The 18,796-nt window shown below is 36.4% G+C and carries 19 protein-coding genes; all 19 read left to right on the top strand.

What is annotated here, in order from left to right; translation table 11 throughout:
• Position 1 precedes the first annotated feature (1 nt).
• The 19 genes from EPI11_RS10895 to EPI11_RS10805 all read left to right on the top strand — a co-directional run bounded on the left by EPI11_RS10895 (position 2) and on the right by EPI11_RS10805 (position 18,669).
• Positions 2-691 (top strand): hypothetical protein, encoded by a 690-nt coding sequence (locus tag EPI11_RS10895; RefSeq protein WP_128389999.1) that lies wholly within the window; start codon positions 2-4, stop codon positions 689-691.
• Positions 692-755: 64 nt separating this feature from the next.
• On the top strand, positions 756-2,225 hold the full coding sequence (locus EPI11_RS10890; RefSeq protein ID WP_128389998.1) for a DUF5687 family protein: 1,470 nt from the start codon (positions 756-758) through the stop codon (positions 2,223-2,225).
• Between the two features lie 14 nt (positions 2,226-2,239).
• On the top strand, positions 2,240-2,935 hold the full coding sequence (locus tag EPI11_RS10885) for an ABC transporter ATP-binding protein (protein WP_128389997.1): 696 nt from the start codon (positions 2,240-2,242) through the stop codon (positions 2,933-2,935).
• 135 nt (positions 2,936-3,070) lie between these two features.
• Positions 3,071-5,863, top strand: a complete 2,793-nt coding sequence (porW, locus tag EPI11_RS10880) for a type IX secretion system periplasmic lipoprotein PorW/SprE (RefSeq protein WP_164879156.1) — start codon at positions 3,071-3,073, stop codon at positions 5,861-5,863.
• Between the two features lie 4 nt (positions 5,864-5,867).
• Positions 5,868-6,263 (top strand): bactofilin family protein, encoded by a 396-nt coding sequence (locus EPI11_RS10875; protein WP_128389996.1) that lies wholly within the window; start codon positions 5,868-5,870, stop codon positions 6,261-6,263.
• Positions 6,244-6,465, top strand: a complete 222-nt coding sequence (locus EPI11_RS10870) for an AtpZ/AtpI family protein (RefSeq protein WP_128389995.1) — start codon at positions 6,244-6,246, stop codon at positions 6,463-6,465. The genes EPI11_RS10875 and EPI11_RS10870 overlap by 20 nt, the downstream gene beginning before the upstream one ends.
• A gap of 2 nt (positions 6,466-6,467) precedes the next feature.
• Complete coding sequence (locus tag EPI11_RS10865) at positions 6,468-6,860, top strand: hypothetical protein (protein WP_128389994.1); 393 nt, start codon at positions 6,468-6,470, stop codon at positions 6,858-6,860.
• A gap of 119 nt (positions 6,861-6,979) precedes the next feature.
• On the top strand, positions 6,980-8,164 hold the full coding sequence (gene atpB / locus EPI11_RS10860; protein ID WP_128389993.1) for a F0F1 ATP synthase subunit A: 1,185 nt from the start codon (positions 6,980-6,982) through the stop codon (positions 8,162-8,164).
• A 33-nt stretch (positions 8,165-8,197) separates the two neighbouring features.
• Positions 8,198-8,398 (top strand): ATP synthase F0 subunit C, encoded by a 201-nt coding sequence (gene atpE, locus EPI11_RS10855; RefSeq protein WP_128389992.1) that lies wholly within the window; start codon positions 8,198-8,200, stop codon positions 8,396-8,398.
• An 89-nt stretch (positions 8,399-8,487) separates the two neighbouring features.
• On the top strand, positions 8,488-8,988 hold the full coding sequence (locus tag EPI11_RS10850) for a F0F1 ATP synthase subunit B (protein WP_128389991.1): 501 nt from the start codon (positions 8,488-8,490) through the stop codon (positions 8,986-8,988).
• 7 nt (positions 8,989-8,995) lie between these two features.
• On the top strand, positions 8,996-9,529 hold the full coding sequence (atpH, locus tag EPI11_RS10845; RefSeq protein ID WP_128389990.1) for an ATP synthase F1 subunit delta: 534 nt from the start codon (positions 8,996-8,998) through the stop codon (positions 9,527-9,529).
• A 40-nt stretch (positions 9,530-9,569) separates the two neighbouring features.
• On the top strand, positions 9,570-11,144 hold the full coding sequence (gene atpA, locus EPI11_RS10840) for a F0F1 ATP synthase subunit alpha (RefSeq protein ID WP_128389989.1): 1,575 nt from the start codon (positions 9,570-9,572) through the stop codon (positions 11,142-11,144).
• A gap of 79 nt (positions 11,145-11,223) precedes the next feature.
• Entirely contained in the window at positions 11,224-12,087 is an 864-nt protein-coding gene (gene atpG, locus EPI11_RS10835; RefSeq protein ID WP_128389988.1) for an ATP synthase F1 subunit gamma, read from the top strand.
• Between the two features lie 186 nt (positions 12,088-12,273).
• Positions 12,274-13,731: an oligosaccharide flippase family protein gene (locus tag EPI11_RS10830; RefSeq protein ID WP_128389987.1), complete on the top strand. Its 1,458-nt coding sequence runs from the start codon at positions 12,274-12,276 to the stop codon at positions 13,729-13,731.
• A gap of 71 nt (positions 13,732-13,802) precedes the next feature.
• Complete coding sequence (dut, locus tag EPI11_RS10825) at positions 13,803-14,237, top strand: dUTP diphosphatase (RefSeq protein WP_128389986.1); 435 nt, start codon at positions 13,803-13,805, stop codon at positions 14,235-14,237.
• Positions 14,238-14,266: 29 nt separating this feature from the next.
• Positions 14,267-15,277: a sugar phosphate nucleotidyltransferase gene (locus EPI11_RS10820; protein ID WP_128389985.1), complete on the top strand. Its 1,011-nt coding sequence runs from the start codon at positions 14,267-14,269 to the stop codon at positions 15,275-15,277.
• Between the two features lie 3 nt (positions 15,278-15,280).
• A complete protein-coding gene (locus EPI11_RS10815; protein ID WP_128389984.1) occupies positions 15,281-16,651 on the top strand; it encodes a tetratricopeptide repeat protein in 1,371 nt (456 codons plus the stop codon).
• Positions 16,648-17,421 carry a DUF4292 domain-containing protein gene (locus EPI11_RS10810; RefSeq protein ID WP_128389983.1) on the top strand — a complete coding sequence of 258 codons (774 nt, stop codon included), beginning with the start codon at positions 16,648-16,650 and terminating at the stop codon, positions 17,419-17,421. Before EPI11_RS10815 ends, EPI11_RS10810 begins: the two co-directional genes overlap by 4 nt.
• 12 nt (positions 17,422-17,433) lie before the next feature.
• Positions 17,434-18,669 carry a murein hydrolase activator EnvC family protein gene (locus tag EPI11_RS10805; RefSeq protein WP_128389982.1) on the top strand — a complete coding sequence of 412 codons (1,236 nt, stop codon included), beginning with the start codon at positions 17,434-17,436 and terminating at the stop codon, positions 18,667-18,669.
• Positions 18,670-18,796 lie beyond the last annotated feature (127 nt).

Genomic DNA, 18,796 nt, shown 5'->3' with positions numbered 1-18,796 from the left:
CATGGCGAAGAAAGTTTCTGAAGAACAAATGGAAGAGTTGTTCACTTTTACCCGTAAACATTTTGTAGAATACTATGATTTGCAGACCGAACTTGCAGACCATCTGGCTAATGCTATAGAAGAAAGCTGGATTACATATCCCACCCTTGATTTTGCCAAAGCCAAAGAACAGGAATTTAAAAAGTTTGGAATATTTGGATTTATGGGCATTGTGGAACAAAGACAGGCAGTACTTACTAAAAAATACCAGAAATTAATGTGGGGCTATTTTAAAGAGTTCTTTAAACTGCCACGCATTATACTAACAATACTATTTATCTTAATAGTTTACAAGATACTGAGCTTTAACATCATTGCTTATTCTTTAATCTTAGGCGCAATTGTACTTATAAGCATTTATAGGCTTGTAACGATGTGGGTGAAGCATAAGCAAAAAATAAAGCAAACCGGAAAGAAATGGCTGCTCGAAGAAATTATAACAAGATGCGGCGGTATGATAATGCTTCTAAATGTACCCGCTCAAATATTTTTTAGATTAACAGATGTAGTGCCTAATACGATAGTAATGTGGCTTATGTCTATCGTATTAGTTGCTTTTGCATTATACCAATACACCATACTTTATATAATACCCTCTAAGGCCGAAGAACACCTTATGGCAACTTACCCTGAATATAATTTAAAATTTTAGGAAAAAGAGTGTAACGTTTGTAGATTGTGTCGTACTAACTACTAAACCAATTACACTTTATATTATGTTCTGGAAATTTATTCGTCTCGAATGGAAATCATTCACAAGGGCTTCTTCCTTTGGTGCCAATGTAGTCATGAAAATTTTCATGATTATTGGGGCTGTATATTTTGGAGCTTTATTTCTTGCCTTAGGCTTTGGCAGCTTTTATATTATAAAAGAAAACATGGCCCAGGATCCACTGGTGGTGGTAAGCAAATATGCACTTTATTATATGGTGTTCGATTTGCTTATGCGATTGTTTCTCCAAAAAATACCGGTCATCAATATAAGGCCATTGCTCACACTTCCTATTAAAAGGAGCATGATCGTAAATTTTGCATTGGGTAAAACGGCCCTTTCATTTTTTAATATACTACATGCCTTTTTCTTTATTCCATTTTCTATTATGCTGCTCATTAATGACTATAATCCAGTCACAGTGATATTGTGGCATTTGGGTATGATGGCACTTATTTATTGCAACAATTTCCTTTGTGTACTAATGAACAGTAAAGACTGGATGTTTGTAGTGCTGATAGTACTGCTGGCAGGGATGGGAATTTCGCAATATTATAATTTGTTTGATATTACAAATTACACATCGGTATTCTACTACGGTTTATATACTACTTATTATATGTTTATAATTCCAATTGCATTACTGGCGGGATTATGGTATGTAAGCTATCAGTTTTTTTATAAAAATCTGTATTTGGACACCGGTCTTAAAGGTAAGAATGAAATTGCCGAAACTCAGGATTATACATGGCTTAACAAATTTGGAACACTAGGGACATTTCTTAAAAATGACATTAAGCTTATCAGAAGAAACAAACGTTCTAAGATGACAATATTTATGAGTGTCATGTTCCTTTTTTACGGACTGCTTTTTATGACCGGAAGCATAGAAATGTATGACAATTCTTACATGAAAATATTTGCAGCTATATTTGTAACAGGCGGCTTCATGTTCACTTTTGGTCAGTTTGTACCAAGCTGGGATAGTGCATATTATTCATTAATGATGAGCCAGAACATACAATACCGAGAATATATATCTGCAAAGTGGTGGTTAGTTGTTATTGGTACGGCAATATCTGCATTGTTAGCTTCATTCTATTTGTATTTTGGACTGGATACTTACTTAATTATTTTGGCGGGAGCCGTTTATAATATAGGTTTTAACTCTCACCTGGTACTTTTAGGAGGGGCATATATTAAAACACCTATAGATCTTGCAAGCAGTAAACAGGCTTTTGGAGATAAGAAAGCCTTTAATATACAGGGACTTTTACTTACGCTGCCTAAATTAGTATTGCCAATAGTGTTGTTTTTGCTGGGTAACCTTATAAGCCCAATGGCCGGTTATGGTTTTGTGGCAGGTGCCGGAATATTAGGCTTTGCTTTTAGGAACAAAGTATTCTCGATGATCGAAAAAGTTTATAAAACAGAAAAATATAAGACCCTAGCGGCCTACAAACAAAAAAATTAAATATCTACATTATTATGATAAAGGTAAGTAATCTTAGAAAAACATATAACGGAGTAACCGTATTAAACATAGGTAATCTGGAAATTCCTCAAGGCGAAAGCTTTGGATTAGTGGGCAACAATGGAGCCGGTAAAACAACATTTTTTAGTTTATTACTGGATCTTATTGAACCATCAGCCGGACATATAACAACAAACAACATACAGGTTAATAAGAGCGAAGGATGGAAACCATTTACAGCAGCCTTTCTCGATGAAAGCTTTTTGATAAGCTATCTTACGCCTGAAGAATATTTTTATTTTATTGGTGAATTAAGAGGTCAGAATAAAGCAGATGTAGATGCATTGCTTTTAAAGCATGAAGACTTTTTTAACGGTGAGATACTTAATAAGAAAAAATACCTGAGAGATCTGTCTAAAGGAAATCAAAAGAAAGTAGGTATTATAGCAACGTTAATAGGCAATCCTAAAGTAATTATACTGGATGAGCCTTTTGCAAACCTAGACCCTACAACTCAGTTCAGGCTAAAAAAAATCATTAAGGATCTGGCAGATGATAAGAATGTAACCATATTGGTTTCAAGCCACGATTTAGCTCATACGATAGAAGTAAGTAACAGAATAGTAGCCATGCATAAGGGTGAGATTGTAAAAGATATTAAAACATCATCAGAAACACTTAAGGAACTCGAAGAATTCTTTGCAGTATAGTAATATAAATCCCCCGACAGCATCGGGGGATTTTTTTTGGCAAAAAAGATTCCACTTAACGAAAAGAACCGTATTTTTACCCTCTTTATATACTAAAAAGTGATTTTAAAAGTTAAGGATAAAAAAGCTTTCACATTGAAAACCAGTACCTATAAATATATTCTTCTTTTTGGCGTTGCAGGTTTTGTTGTAGCCTGCTCTACAAAGAAAGATTCTTTCGTTAATAGAAACTTCCACGCGGTCAATACCGAGTACAATGTCTTGTACAACGGTAACGTTGCTTTAGACGCAGGGCTTGTTGAGCTCACAGGAACTTATCAGGATGATTTCTGGACAATACTCCCTGTAGAAAGGATGCAGCCCATTGAAGTAAAAGAATTGGGTGCCGATTCTGATTTTAAAATCCCTGTAAAGGCAGGCGCAAAAGACAGTAAAGATTCCGGTAAAGGCAGTACTCCTCCGCCGGCAGCAGCTCCAGGTAAAAATGCAAATTTCACAAGGGCTGAGGAGAAAGCTACAAAAGCGATCCAGAAACATTCCATGTACATAGGCAGTACAGAAAGAAATCCACAGATTGATGAGGCGCATTTACTTTTAGGTAAATCAAGATATTACGAAAATCGTTTTATACCTGCATTGGAAGCTTTTAATTATATTCTTTTAAAATATCCGGGCAGCGACAAGATCGATGATGCTAAAATTTGGAGAGAAAAAACAAACATCCGTTTGGACAATGAAGGTATAGCTATTAAAAATCTTAGAAACCTTATCAAGGAGAAAAAAGACGTAATGAAAGAGCAAACGTATGCAGATGCGAATGCTATACTTGCAGAAGCTTACTTAAAGACAGAAGTAAACGATAGTGTTGTTTACCTGCTTAGAGAAGCGGCTAAATTTACCAGAGATAACGAGCAAAAAGCAAGATATCATTTTATACTGGGGCAGTTATACAGTAAGCTAAAACAGCCGGACAGTGCTTTTGTAGAATACCAAAGGGTTATAGACATGAAGCGAAAATCTCCTAGGCGTTATGTTATACAGGCACATGCTATGCAGGCTGGCCAGTTTAATCATGCCGGCGGTGATACTCTTGCCTTTATGGAAAATTATAGGAAATTACTTAAAGACAGAGAGAACAGGCCATACCTTGATATTATAAACCATCAGGTTGGATTGTTTTATGATAAACAGAATGATAAAAAACAAGCTGTAACCTATTACAATAAGTCATTACGCAGTAATTCTAAAGACCGTTACCTAACAGCGTCCAATCATAGAAATATCGCAGAAATTAATTTTAAAAATGCGAAGTATCCTGTTGCGGGAACTTACTATGATAGTACGATGGTATTTTTAGATAAGAGATCGAGAGAATTTAAAAACATTAAGAAGAAAAGAGATAATCTGGTTGATGTTATTAAATATGAAGCGATCGCTCAAACTAATGATAGTATTCTACATATAGTTTCTTTAGATGAAGCAGGGAGAACAGCTTTTTTTGAAGACTACATAATAAAACTTAAAGAGCAGGAAGAACGCGAAAGAAAACGTCTTGAAGCAGAAGCAATAAGACAGGAAAATTTAGCAAATTCGGGTAGCAGCGGTACAGAGAATCCTCTTAGTATGATGGCTGTAGGAAATACACAATTACAAGATAAAGCCGGTTTGGCAAGTGCTAAATCAGTGTCGAAGGTTCCTTTTGATAATAGTGCTAATAATGCAAATCAGGTTCCGGGTGGTGCTACAGGCGGTATGCCGGGAGCAGGAGGAAAGTTTTATTTCTACACACCATCAACGGTATCGTATGGTAAGTTAGAATTCAAAAAACGCTGGGGAGGCAGAGCACTTTCAGAAAACTGGAGATGGTCATCAGAACAAAAAAATAAAGCACGTGAGGAAGATACTCAGCAAGATGGTGATAACGCAGTTGCTGGTAAAGACGGAACTTCAAAACCAAAAGAAGAGAAATCTGCCGATCCAAGATATACTGCCGATTTTTATTTAAAGCAATTACCTACATCAAAAGTAGTAATAGACAGTCTTACTAAAGAAAGAAACTTTGCGTACTACCAGTTAGGAAGTATTTATAAAGATAAATTTAAAGAGTACCAGCTGGCTGCAGATAAACTTGAAAGATTGTTGCAAAATAATCCGGAGGAAAGATTGGTACTGCCATCTAAATACAATCTGTATAAAATATATGAGATCATAGATCCGTCTAAAGCAGATAAATACAAGCAGCAGATATTGTCTCAATATCCTGACAGCAGATATGCAGAGATTATCAGAAATCCTACATCTAAGGATGCGAAAGCCCAAACACCGGACGCGGCTTATGCAGCATTATTTAAAAAATATGAAAGCGGACAGATCCGTGAAGTATATGTTCAGGTAGATGAAGATATTGATACCTACACCGGCGAAAGCATTGTTTCTAAGTTTGAGCTACTTAAAACAAAAATTTCAGCAAGGCTTTTTGGTATAGAAGAATATAAAAAAGGGCTTAACTTTGTAGCGCTTAATTACCCAAATAGTGAAGAGGGTAAAGAAGCAGAATTGATCTTGAAAACAGACATTCCTAGTTTAGAAAAACTTGCTTTTGGGCAGCCTACTGCAAGCTGGAAAATAGTATTTAAGTTTGATAGTGCAGATGATCCTAAGATTAAACCGCTTACAGAAAAAATCCAGAAGTTTATAAAAGACGGACTTAATAACAGTATTACGTTATCCAACGACATTTATACGCTAAAAGAAAATATGCTTGTAATACATGGCTTAATTAGTAAACTGGCAGCAGAAGATGCAGTTTCAGTACTAAAAGATTACAAGACATACAAGATAACCGAAACACCTGTAATTATATCGAGTGAAGATTACAAGGTTGTACAGATTAAAAAGAATTTCACCGAATTTTTAGCGATAGAATAAGGGCATGTTTGAAAAACCACAGAAGTCGTATACCGATCTGCTTGGCAAGACCAACAGAATTGTAGAAGGAACAACTATAAATGGCGACATTGTATCTCAGGCCGATTTTCGTCTGGATGGAGAGCTAACCGGTAATTTTACCTCCAAAGGTAAAATTGTAATAGGTCCTGCGGGGAGTGTTACCGGTGATATTAAATGTAAAAATGCTGATATAGAAGGGAAATTTAACGGCAAGATAGAAGTGGCCGAAATGCTCAATGTAAAATCTAAAGCGCATATAAAAGGAGAGGTTATTACCGGTAAACTATCGGTAGAGCCGGGTGCAGAATTCAGTGCTTCCTGTATAATGAGAACTCCTGTAAAGCAATCCATAAAACCGAATGAACAGCAACCAGGATAAAAAGAAACGTAATAAGTGGATAGCACTTATAAACATACCTTTGCAAATGGGTATCGTTATCTTTTTATTTTCATGGCTTGGCAGTTGGATTGATGAAGAGTATGGGAACATAAAAAACACCAATCGTATAATTTTTACGCTACTTGGGGTATTTATCGCATTGTATAATGTGATTAGGCAGGTAAATCAACTTAATAAATAATAATGGAAAAAAGTTACATGGGCATCTTTATCAGGACGGCTCTTATTGGTGTGGTGTGTTTAGTTGTAAATATTCTTATTTACAAAATTCCGGCTCTTAGTACAGCCGATGATTCTTTTGTATATCCACTACCGATGGTTTACTTGTTTTTTGTATTGTTTTCGGAGGTTATTCTTTATGTTCTTATAAGAATAAGCAAGAAAAACAAAGAACAGATGGGCTATGCATTTTTACTTCTTACCGCCGTAAAGATGGCTTTAAGCTATGTTTTAGTGCGTCCGATTCTGGAAGTGGCAAAAGACAATCCTACTGAAAAAGTGAATTTCTTTGCGATTTTTATTTTGTTTTTAGCAATTGAGGCCTATTATACAGCACGTTTATTAAATAATAAGTAGTAAACGGCAACAGAATTGAAAAATACACGAAAAAAAAGTTAGTAGGTCATTTGAAATATTAATTTAAAATGTACCTTTGCACAAAATTTTAGGACCGTAAAATTAAGATATTTAACAAGATGGTGTTTCACGGAAAAATAGTCAAAAATACATTAACAGCTCTTTTTGCTGTAGTTCCTTTTATCACTTTTGCAAATTTTGCAAACGATACAGTAAAGGTTCAACCCGAACATGCCCCTGTGGCTATTCATACAGAAGTGGCTGGTCACGCTGAAGAGCATGCTCCTGCTAGTAAAAAAGACGCTATTGATGCTTATATTCAGCATCACCTTCAGGATAGTCATGAATTTATTTTCTTCTCTGATGAGGCAGAAGGTAAACATTATGGATTCCCACTTCCGGTTATCTTAGTAGATGGCGGTTTAAAAGTTTTCTCTGCTTCAAAATTTGAACACGGTGAAAAAGTTGCAGAAGTTGATGGTAGTTACTATAAGCTTCACCATGGTAAAATATACAAAACAGATGCGTCTGGAGATCTTAAGTTAGATGCGCATCATCACCCAACTGCAGAGAAGCCCTTTGATATGTCAATCACTAAAAATGTTGTTACAATGTTGTTAGTTTCGGCTTTAATGTTCTTCATGTTTGTTGGATTGGCTAAGTCATACAAAAAAGGTCCTATCCCAACTGGATTTGGAAGAGTGCTTGAACCGCTTATAATATTTATAAGAGAAGAAGTTGCTATACCAAACATTGGTAAAGACAAGTATAGAAAATATATGGGCTTTTTACTTACTGTGTTTTTCTTTATATGGATATTAAACCTTTTAGGGTTAACTCCACTGGGAACGAATGTAACAGGTAACATATCTGTGACGGTATGTCTTGCTTTGTTTACATATTTAATTACGCAGTTTAGTGCTAACAAAAATTACTGGAAACACATTTTCTGGATGCCAGATGTACCAGTTGCTATGAAGATAGTATTAATGCCAATAGAGATATTAGGTACATTAACTAAGCCGTTTGCTCTATTAATACGTTTATTTGCAAATATTACTGCAGGTCACGTAGTAATGATGAGTTTGATTGCTATGATGTTTGTAGGTAAAAACCTTGCAGCAGATATGCCAATATCAATAGGTCTTACTTTGTTTATCGCTGTTATTGAATTACTGGTAGCGTTCTTACAGGCGTTTATCTTTACAATGTTATCGTCACTATTTATAGGTATGGCGGTTCAGGATCATCATCATGAAGGAGATCATGATGGTCATCATGATGAAGAGCCTATAATCATATAATTTTAGAAGTTTAATTTTTATTTATATACACTCATGGAAGGAACTCTTAATTTAATCGGTGCTGGTTTAGTAGTAATCGGTGCTGGTCTAGGTTTAGGTAAAATCGGTGGTTCTGCAATGGACGCTATTGCTCGTCAGCCAGAAGCTGCTGGAAAAATCCAGACTGCGATGATCATCATCGCTGCTTTATTAGAAGGTCTAGCATTTGCTGCTATTATCCTTGGAAAATCATAAAGCGAGAATTTAAAACAATACCTGTAACGGTTGGTTACAGGTGTTGTTTTACTTAAAAAAAATTAAATCAAACATATAATCTATAAAAGATGGATAAGTTAGTAAACGATTTTTCATTAGGTTTATTCTTTTGGCAGGCTGTAATACTTGTAGTACTTATATTGCTGCTTGTTAAGTTTGCATGGAAACCAATTATGACTTCTATTGCTGCTAGAGAAGAAGGTATTGCAAATGCATTAGCTTCGGCTGAAGCTGCTCGTAAAGAAATGCACAATCTTCAGGCAGATAATCAAAGAATTCTTCAGGAAGCAAGACTTGAAAGAGATGCTATGATTAAAGAGGCAAGAGAAATCAAAGAAAAAATGATCGCTGATGCTAAAGCTTTAGCTACAGAGCAAGGTGATAAAATGATCGAGCAGGCTAAGGCTACCATTAACAGTGAGAAAAACGCTGCTATGGCTGAACTTAAAAATCAGGTTGCAGGCTTATCACTTGAGATTGCTGAGAAATTACTTAAAAACGAACTTTCTGACAAAGGAGCTCAAACTGCATTGGTTGAGAAATTGTTAGGAGACGTTAAATTAAACTAATCGCTATATGACAGGTTCAAGAGCTGCAATACGATATGCAAAAGCAATCCTGGAAATGGCGCAGGCTTCAGGAACTGCAGGACAGGTTAGTGAAGACATGATCCTTATAGCTTCGACTATAAAAGAGAATAAGGAACTACGTGATTTTATTAGCAATCCTACAATTAAAGGTGAGGTTAAAGAATCAGCCCTTAAAGAAGTTTTTGCTGGAACGCAAAACATTACTCAAGGCTTATTCCAATTACTTCGCGAAAATAAAAGATTTGATATTGCAGAGCAGATCGCAACGCAATACAATGCTCAGTTTGATGCGTTTAACGGAATTGAAGTTGCTACGGTAACTACCGCTTTACCACTTACTGCAGAACTTGAAAGTAAAGTTCTGGATAAGATCAAAGAATTTTCGGATAAGAAGATTACCATAAAAAATATAGTAGACCCGGCTATCATAGGAGGGTTTATCATAAGAATAGGCGACAAGCAATTCAATGCATCAGTAGCAAGCAGATTGCAAACATTAAAGAGAGAACTAAGTAATTAAGTATTTTACCACACTAACAGTGTTTAAACTATAAAGTAAGATGGCAGAAATTAAACCTGCTGAAATTTCAGCAATATTAAAGAAACAATTGTCCGGTTTTGAATCGGGTGCTACGTTAGAAGAAGTGGGAACAGTTCTTAACGTAGGAGATGGTATTGCCCGTGTTTACGGACTATCCAACGCTCAATATGGTGAGTTGGTACAGTTCGACAACGGGTTAGAAGCTATTGTTTTGAACCTTGAAGAAGACAATGTGGGCGTAGTATTGCTTGGTCCTTCAACTGGGATCAGGGAAGGTTCTAACGTGAAAAGAACACAGCGTATCGCTTCACTAAAAACAGGTGAAGGAATTGTAGGCCGTGTGGTAGACACCCTTGGTAACCCAATAGATGGTAAAGGTCCAATTACTGGAGATCTTTATGAGATGCCACTTGAGCGTAAAGCTCCTGGAGTTATCTTCCGTCAGCCGGTAACAGAGCCATTACAAACTGGTATTAAAGCAGTAGATGCTATGATCCCTGTAGGTCGTGGACAGCGTGAGCTTGTTATTGGTGACCGTCAAACAGGTAAAACTACCGTTTGTATTGACACCATTCTTAACCAGAAAGAATTTTATGATGCTGGTAAACCAGTATTCTGTATATATGTAGCAATTGGGCAAAAAGCTTCAACTGTTGCAGGTATCGCAAAAACATTAGAAGAAAAAGGCGCAATGGCTTATACAGTTATCGTTGCTGCTAATGCTTCTGACCCTGCTCCAATGCAGGTATACGCTCCATTTGCAGGTGCTGCAATTGGTGAGTATTTCCGTGATACAGGTCGTCCTGCACTTATCATCTATGATGATTTATCTAAGCAGGCCGTTGCTTACCGTGAGGTATCTCTTCTTTTAAGAAGACCACCAGGACGTGAAGCTTACCCAGGTGACGTTTTCTACCTACACTCAAGACTTCTTGAGCGTGCTGCAAAAGTTATTGCAGATGATAACATCGCAAAAGACATGAATGACCTACCGGAATCTCTTCGTCCTATAGTTAAAGGTGGTGGATCGCTTACAGCTCTTCCAATCATTGAAACTCAGGCTGGTGACGTTTCTGCATATATCCCAACAAACGTAATTTCGATTACTGATGGTCAGATATTCCTTGAGTCAGATTTATTCAACGCGGGTGTACGTCCGGCAATTAACGTTGGTATCTCTGTATCTCGTGTAGGAGGTAATGCACAAATCAAGTCAATGAAAAAAGTTGCAGGTACTCTTAAGTTAGACCAGGCACAGTTCCGTGAACTTGAAGCATTTGCTAAATTCGGTTCAGATCTTGATGCGGTTACATTAAACGTAATCGAAAAAGGTAGAAGAAACGTTGAGATCCTTAAACAGGCGGTTAACGATCCTTATACTGTAGAAGATCAGGTAGCTATTATCTATGTAGGTTCTAAAAACTTACTAAGAAAAGTTCCTGTAAACAAGATCAAGGAATTTGAAAAAGACTTTATTGAATACCTTAATGCAAAGAACAGGCCAACGCTTGACGCTTTAAAAGCAGGTAAATTTACAGATGAGATCACTGACGTTCTTGAAAAAGCAGCAGCAGAGATTTCGGCAAAATATTAATCAGATTTTAGATTTTAGTATTGAGATGTGAGGCAGATAACCTCTATACTCACTTCTCAATACTCAATACTATATACAAATGGCAAACTTAAAGGAAATACGTAACAGGATTGCTTCCGTTTCATCCACAATGCAAATTACAAGTGCGATGAAAATGGTATCTGCAGCCAAGCTTAAAAAAGCACAGGATGCTATTACGGCCATGAGGCCTTATTCTGAAAAGCTGACAGAGTTATTGCAAAATCTTAGCGCTACCCTTGACAGCGACAATGGAGGAGTATTTGCCGAGCAGCGCCCGGTAAATAAAGTACTTGTTGTTGCCATTACATCAAACAGGGGTTTGTGTGGTGCTTTTAATGCTAACATTATTAAGCAGGTTAAAAACATTCAGCAAACTTACGCAGGTAAACAAGTTGATGTTTTAGCAATTGGTAAAAAAGGTGCTGATGTACTTAAAAAAACCAGTACTGTTATAGACAACCAAAGCAGTGTTTTTGACAGCCTTTCTTTCGAGAACGTAGCTGTTATTGCACAGTCGCTTATGGATAAGTTTGCAGCTGGTGAGTATGACAAAATTGAGGTGGTATACAATCACTTTAAAAATGCCGCTACTCAGTTAGTATTAACAGAGCAGTTCCTGCCGCTTGTTCCTTTAGCGACAACTAAAGATAACGATGCTGCTACTGATTATATCTTTGAGCCTGCTAAAGAAGAAATTGTACTTAGCCTTATACCATTGTCTTTAAAAACACAATTGTATAAATCTGTACGTGATTCTTTTGCTTCAGAGCACGGTGCGCGTATGACAGCGATGCACAAAGCAACTGATAATGCTACAGAGCTTAGAAATCAACTTAAGCTTACTTACAATAAAGCCCGTCAGGCATCTATTACTAACGAGATCCTTGAGATCGTAGGTGGTGCAGAGGCTTTAAATAACTAGAATAAAGCATATTTTATATATAAAAGTCCCGCTAATAGCGGGACTTTTTTTATTTACGGCATTCGGTTTTAAAGATATTATGTGAGATAAATAGTAGAATGAGAATTTGTAAAAGTTATTTATTTGGTAATATTTTATTCCTGTAAATTATATAGCTATTTTTGTTTAACAAACAACCTAGAATCCTTGAGTTTATATAAAAATCTTTTTAAGCAAACAGCTATTTATGGGTTGGCCACAGTGGTACCCAGAATATTTAGTTTTCTTCTAACCCCGCTGTATACTGATATACTCCCGGAAGACAAGTATGGAGAAATGTCTCTTGTTTTTGCCTGGATGGCATTTTTTAATGTTGTACTTGCATATGGTATGGAAACAGCCTTTTTTAGGTTTTACAATAGCGATAATAAGCAAACGGTTTTAAACACATCTACTGTTTCTGTTTTTTGGTCATCACTATTATTTTTGTTAAGTGCACTTTTATTTAGAAATTTTCTGGCAAAAGTATCAGGTATAGATGTTGAGTACATAACCTATACTATTTGGATATTGGTTCTTGATGCTTTGGTTATTATTCCTTTCTCTAAATTGAGGGCACAGGGAAGACCTATGTTTTATTCAATGATCAAAATTGGTAATGTAGGAGTGAATTTGCTGCTTAATGTGTTTTTACTGATTTACTTACCTAAACTTGCACTTTCTTACCCCGACAGTTTTTGGGGAACAATCTTTGTTAAAAACTTTGAAATAGGATACATTTTTATATCTAATGTTATAGCAAGCTTGCTTACGCTTATAGTTTTACTGCCTCATTATTTTAAAATGAACTGGCATTTTGATATGGAATTGTGGAAAAGAATGATGCGTTACAGTATCCCTGTTTTAATTGCGGGTATGGCTTTTGTTGTTAATGAAACCTTCGACAGGATATTTTTAGAGAAGCTGCTTCCAGCAAATATCGCAAAAGCTGAAGTAGGCATTTATTCAGGATGTTACAAGCTTGCCGTATTCATGACATTGTTTGCAACAGCATTCAGGCTGGGTATAGAGCCTTTTTTCTTTAGTCATTCAAAAAATGAATCAGCTCCACAAACGTATGCAACTATAACAAAGTATTTTGTAATTTTTGGATCAATAATTTTGCTTGGCGTTGTAGTGTTTTCTGATTTGCTGAAAGAACTTATGATAAGGAGAGAATCTTATTGGGAAGGTATGAAGGTTGTTCCCTTGGTTATTCTTGCAAATTTCTTTTTGGGAATTTATCACAATCTGTCAGTGTGGTATAAGTTATCCGATAAAACTAAAATTGGTGCTTATATTTCTATCGTTGGAGCAATTGTAACAATAGTATTAAATGTTACTTTAATACCTATATGGAGTTATATGGGTTCTGCCATTGCAACACTTGCGGCTTATTCCAGTATGATGATTATATCTTACTATTTTGGAAATAAATATTACCCTATTCCATACGACACTAAAAAGATAGGCGGTTATCTTTTATTGTCAATAATTTTATCAATGGGTTATTTTTATGGCTTCAGACAAAACTATTATGTAGGAGTAGCAGCAATTCTTGTTTATGCGGTTTTTATCTACCGAAATGAAAAACAAGTTTTACTAAGAATTTTGAGAAGAAAATAGTGATAATTAGGGCGAATGCCTTGGTAATTAACAATAGTATTTTGATATTTGATTTAAGTAATAAATAGAAAATGACAATTAATATAATAAACAGGTCGGGTCATGCTCTGCCTAACTATGAAACAATAGCTTCTGCAGGAATGGATCTTAGGGCAAACCTTGAGGAGCCGATTGTATTAGCTCCACTTGGACGTGCAATCGTTAAAACAGGGTTGTTTATTGAACTGCCAATAGGTTATGAGGCTCAGGTGCGCCCGAGAAGCGGACTTGCTGCTAAAAAAGGAGTAACGGTGCTTAACAGCCCTGGTACAATTGATGCCGATTATAGAGGAGAGATAGGGGTAATTTTGGTAAATTTATCCAATGAGCCTTTTACCGTAGAAAACGGTGAGCGTATAGCACAGCTGATCGTTGCAAAGCATGAACGTGCCGAATGGAATGAAGTGGAAGTACTTACCGAGACTTCTCGTGGAGAAGGCGGCTTTGGTAGTACAGGAGTAAAATAATAGAGAACGTATTTAAGAGAAATTGATAGATGAAGATAATTGTGCCTATGGCTGGCCGCGGATCGCGCCTTCGCCCACATACATTAACAGTACCAAAACCATTAATCCCGATAGCCGGAAAACCAATAGTTCACCGATTAGTTGAAGATATTGCCGGAGTAATAAATCAGGATATAGAAGAGATTGCTTTTATTATTCATAAAGATTTTGGAACTCAGGTGCCAAAAGACCTTATTGCAATTGCAGAAAAACTGGGAGCTAAAGGTAGTATTTACTATCAGGATGAGCCGCTGGGTACTGCTCATGCCATTATGAGTGCTAAGGAATCGATGAGCGGGCCTGTAGTTGTGGCCTATGCTGATACACTTTTTAGAGCCGATTTTACGTTAGATACTACTGCAGACAGTGTTATCTGGGTAAAACAGGTAGAAGATCCAAGTGCATTTGGAGTGGTGAAACTTAACGATAAGAATGAGATTGTTGATTTTGTTGAAAAACCCGATCATTTTGTATCTGATTTAGCGATCATTGGTATCTATTATTTTAAAAGTGGTGAGACCCTTCGTGCTGAACTTCAATATTTATTAGATAATAATATAACGAAAAGCGGAGAATATCAATTGACCGATGCTCTTGAGAATATGAAATTAAAAGGCATGAAATTTGTTCCCGGCAAAGTAGAGGAATGGATGGATTGCGGAAATAAAAATGTTACAGTAGAAACCAATTCAAGAATGCTTGGATTCCTGCATGATGATGGAAAAAACCTGGTGTCAAATACTGTAGAGTCAAACAACAGTATGATCATTCAGCCATGTTACATTGGCGAGGGTGTAGTGCTTACAAATGCTACGGTAGGTCCTAATGTTTCTTTGGGTAACAATACTAAAGTTGAGAATAGTACAATAAAAAACAGTTTGGTACAAACCAATTCGGTTATAAAAAATGCCAACTTAGATAACGCCATGATAGGCAGCCATGCAAAATTTGACGGTAATTTTACGAGCATCAGCATAGGCGACTATTCGGTATTAGAATAATATATGAAAACTAAAATCCTTTTTTACAGCTTTGTACTTTCCGGATCGTTATTGAGTTCTGCGTTTTCGTATGCCCAAGTCGAACCAAAAGAACCGGATTCTATTGCACTCGCAACTACAGAATTTGAAAATAATTTTTTTGAAGCATTAAAACAAAAAGGGATTGAGAATTATGACAAGGCACTTAAGTCGCTTGAAAAGTGCCTTGTAAAAGAACCGAAGAATCCGGTGCTATATCATGAAATTGGTAAAAATTATCTTGCGCTTAGAAACTTTCCTGAAGCAGAAAAGGCCTTTTTAAAAGCAAAAGAGATAGAACCAACGAATCGCTGGTACTGGCAAAGCCTTTATGATGTATACTATCAAACGAAAGATTTTAACAGATCGATCCCGATAGTGCAAAAACTTACAGAGTGGCGCAAAGAATATTATCAGGAAGATTTGGTATCCCTGTATATGTACACCCAGCAGTTTGATAAAGCACTGGCTCTTATTAATGAGATGGAACAAACGGTTGGCCCATCTGATAAAAGAGAAATGTATAAACTCCAGATTCTTAGCGACAACAAATACAAAAAACCTCAGAAGGAAACATTGGAGGAAGCTATAAAGAAAAATCCGAAGGAAGAATCCAATTACCTTGAATTGATCTATCTGTATTCTGAAAGTAATCAGGAGGCAAAAGCACAGGAAGTAGCAAAGAAGCTTGAAGCAGAAATCCCAACATCTGACTGGGCGCAGGTGAGCCTGTTTAAATTTAACATCAATAACAATGATGGTAAAAAAGCTTCGGAGTCAATGTTTAGGGTGTTGGAAAGTAAAAAGATTGACAGGAAAATTAAGCATAGAGTACTTAATGAGTTTTTGATATTTGCAAGCAACAACTCACAGTATGCTAACGATCTTGAAAAAGCCGTAAATTATTTTGAAGACGATAAAGAAGTAAACGTAGCAAAAGAGGTTGGCAAATTTTTCATTAATAAAGCCAAGTATAAGGAGGCAATACATTATCTTGAAAAAAGCCTGGCAGAAAAACCGGACGATATTGAAAGTGTAGAGCTATTGCTTTATACCTATGCAGAAAGTGCGCAATATGATAACCTTCTGAAAAAATCGACAGATTATATTGATATTTATCCTACGCATGCACGACTCTATTATTTTGCAGGATTAGGTGCTAACCAAATGAAACAATTTGGTAAAGCCAAAGACTGGCTAGATAACGGCATTGATTTTGTAGTGGACGATGTAGAACTGGAAGCTAATTTTAACCGTCAGCTGGGAGAAGCCTATAGCGGACTTGGCGATATAAAGAAAAAAGAAGCTTACTTTGCTAAGGCAGATAAACTTATAAAATCTAAAAGTAATAAATGAAAAAAAGTATAGTTATACTATTTGTATTGTTCACGTTTGTATCATGTAAAACCAAACAGGCGCTATTGGGCGAACAATCAGCTGGTGAGGCAAAATCTACAAAAGAAATTGTAGATGGGCATTACAAAAATACTAAAGATTTTAAAACGCTCCACATACAGGCATCTGCCAGTTATAAAGACCGTAAGCAGGCGCAAAAAATATCAGCAGATATAAAGATCAAGAAAGACGAGATCATTTTAGTAAGTGTTAGGTTTTTAGGAATCACGATGGCCAAAGCGATCATTACCCCAACAAGGGTAAGCTATTATGAGAAAATAAATGGTACTTATTTTGACGGCAGTTATGCGGTTTTGAGCCGCTGGCTGGGTACAGAGCTTGATTATGCAAAAGTGCAGAACATGCTTACAGGTGAATCACTTTATGATCTTACTAAAGGAATGTATCAGGCATCATTAGATAAGGAGAGATACAAGCTGCAGTCTATGGACAGGTCGGCGATTACAAAACAGTTCTTTTTTGAGGGGTCTAATTACCTGCTTAAAGAACAGATAATTAGTCAGGGAGGAACAGAACCAAGAAGTTTGGCGATACAATATCCGGCTTATAAAGAATATCCTAAAGCAGTACTGCCCGCAGCTATAAAAATTGAGGCAGAACAAAAAGATACAGTGACGATTAATATTGACTATAATTCGGTTACTTTTGATGAGAACCTTACATTCCCATATGATGTACCTGAAGGTTTCAACCAGATTTTCATAGACTAATTATGCAATAAAATGGCAAAGTTTTTCCTTACTATTCTTCTCATTGGCTTTACCACACTTGGCTGGAGCCAAAGCGACCAGCAGAAAAAACTGGAGTTGCGCAAAGCGCAGATATTAAAAGAGATGATGGAGTTGCAAAACCTCGTGAGTAAGGAAAACAAAAAAGAAAAATCGGTACTGAGTAAAATTTATGAAAACAACAGCAAGATAAAGCTGAGTGAAAAACTGATCAATACTACAAGTAAACAGACCCGTCTGCTTACGGATGATATTTATACCAACCATCTTAAGATAAATAAACTTAATAGTGAGCTTGGCGTGCTTAAAGAAGATTACACCAATATGGTTGTAAGAGCTTATAAAAGCCGTTCGGAACAAAGCCGCATTATGTTTATTCTATCGTCTGAGACTTTTCTTCAGGCTTATAAGCGTATGCAGTACATGAAACAGTATGCCAGCTTTAGAAAAGTACAGGGTGAAGAAATTAAGACTAAAATGGCCGAGCTCGAAAATCTTAATGTAACATTAGACGGCCAGAAAAAACAGAAACAAAAATTGCTTACTGAAAGTGAAAAGCAAAAACAGCTGTTAGAAAAAGATAAGGAAGACCAGGAACAGTTGGTTAAGAGTATCCAAAAGGATAAGAAAAAATATACGGCTGACATTAAGAAAAAACAGCAGGAAGCAAGAGAAATTCAAAGGCAGATCGATAGAATGGTTAGGGACGCTATTGCTGCGGCTAATAAAAAATCGGCAAAATCAGGATCTGAAAAATCGGAGTCGGCTACCACCGGACCTAACAAAATTGTACTGACAAAAGAAGGGAAGCTAATAGCTGATAACTTTAAAGCTAATAAAGGTAAACTGCCATGGCCTGTTGAAAAAGGATATGTTTCACTGGGTTATGGTGATCAGCCGCACCCGGTATTAAAAACGATAGAGATACACAACAGTGGTGTTGAAATCACTACCGAAAGCGGATCGTCGGCAAGAGCTGTATTTGGAGGTGAAGTAATGAGCGTTCAAATAATATCCGGGAATAAGGTGGTATATATACAACACGGTGATTTCATCACGGTGTATTATAACCTTGCTTCGGTAAATGTAAAATCGGGAGATAAAGTAGGTACTAAAGAAAAAATAGGTACGGTATACACAAACCCTGGATCTGGCAAAACAGTTCTTAAATTCTTTGTGTTGCAAAACACGACCTACCTTAATCCGTCATCCTGGATAGCGCCACTATAATAGTATTTAAAAGTCTCACTTAGGTGGGACTTTTCTTTTAGACAGTCCTGTGTCAAATCAAAAAAAACAATGTTAAACCTCACAAAATGAAACTGTGATTATTAACATTGGCTATAATACTCTTACC

The sequence above is a fragment of the Flavobacterium cerinum genome (genome assembly GCF_004028155.1).
Taxonomy (GTDB): domain Bacteria; phylum Bacteroidota; class Bacteroidia; order Flavobacteriales; family Flavobacteriaceae; genus Flavobacterium; species Flavobacterium cerinum.
The sequence above is the reverse complement of the archived record's forward strand: the minus strand, read 5'-3'. Positions and strand labels throughout refer to the sequence as shown.

Coding starts and splice junctions, on each gene's coding strand:
- EPI11_RS10850 (WP_128389991.1), top strand. CDS start 8,488: ATGGATAAGTTAGTAAACGATTTTTCATTAGGTTTATTCTTTTGGCAG.
- atpB (WP_128389993.1), top strand. CDS start 6,980: ATGGTGTTTCACGGAAAAATAGTCAAAAATACATTAACAGCTCTTTTT.
- EPI11_RS10870 (WP_128389995.1), top strand. CDS start 6,244: ATGAACAGCAACCAGGATAAAAAGAAACGTAATAAGTGGATAGCACTT.
- atpA (WP_128389989.1), top strand. CDS start 9,570: ATGGCAGAAATTAAACCTGCTGAAATTTCAGCAATATTAAAGAAACAA.
- EPI11_RS10820 (WP_128389985.1), top strand. CDS start 14,267: ATGAAGATAATTGTGCCTATGGCTGGCCGCGGATCGCGCCTTCGCCCA.
- EPI11_RS10815 (WP_128389984.1), top strand. CDS start 15,281: ATGAAAACTAAAATCCTTTTTTACAGCTTTGTACTTTCCGGATCGTTA.
- atpH (WP_128389990.1), top strand. CDS start 8,996: ATGACAGGTTCAAGAGCTGCAATACGATATGCAAAAGCAATCCTGGAA.
- EPI11_RS10875 (WP_128389996.1), top strand. CDS start 5,868: ATGTTTGAAAAACCACAGAAGTCGTATACCGATCTGCTTGGCAAGACC.
- EPI11_RS10805 (WP_128389982.1), top strand. CDS start 17,434: ATGGCAAAGTTTTTCCTTACTATTCTTCTCATTGGCTTTACCACACTT.
- EPI11_RS10890 (WP_128389998.1), top strand. CDS start 756: ATGTTCTGGAAATTTATTCGTCTCGAATGGAAATCATTCACAAGGGCT.
- EPI11_RS10810 (WP_128389983.1), top strand. CDS start 16,648: ATGAAAAAAAGTATAGTTATACTATTTGTATTGTTCACGTTTGTATCA.
- atpE (WP_128389992.1), top strand. CDS start 8,198: ATGGAAGGAACTCTTAATTTAATCGGTGCTGGTTTAGTAGTAATCGGT.
- EPI11_RS10895 (WP_128389999.1), top strand. CDS start 2: ATGGCGAAGAAAGTTTCTGAAGAACAAATGGAAGAGTTGTTCACTTTT.
- atpG (WP_128389988.1), top strand. CDS start 11,224: ATGGCAAACTTAAAGGAAATACGTAACAGGATTGCTTCCGTTTCATCC.
- dut (WP_128389986.1), top strand. CDS start 13,803: ATGACAATTAATATAATAAACAGGTCGGGTCATGCTCTGCCTAACTAT.
- EPI11_RS10865 (WP_128389994.1), top strand. CDS start 6,468: ATGGAAAAAAGTTACATGGGCATCTTTATCAGGACGGCTCTTATTGGT.
- EPI11_RS10885 (WP_128389997.1), top strand. CDS start 2,240: ATGATAAAGGTAAGTAATCTTAGAAAAACATATAACGGAGTAACCGTA.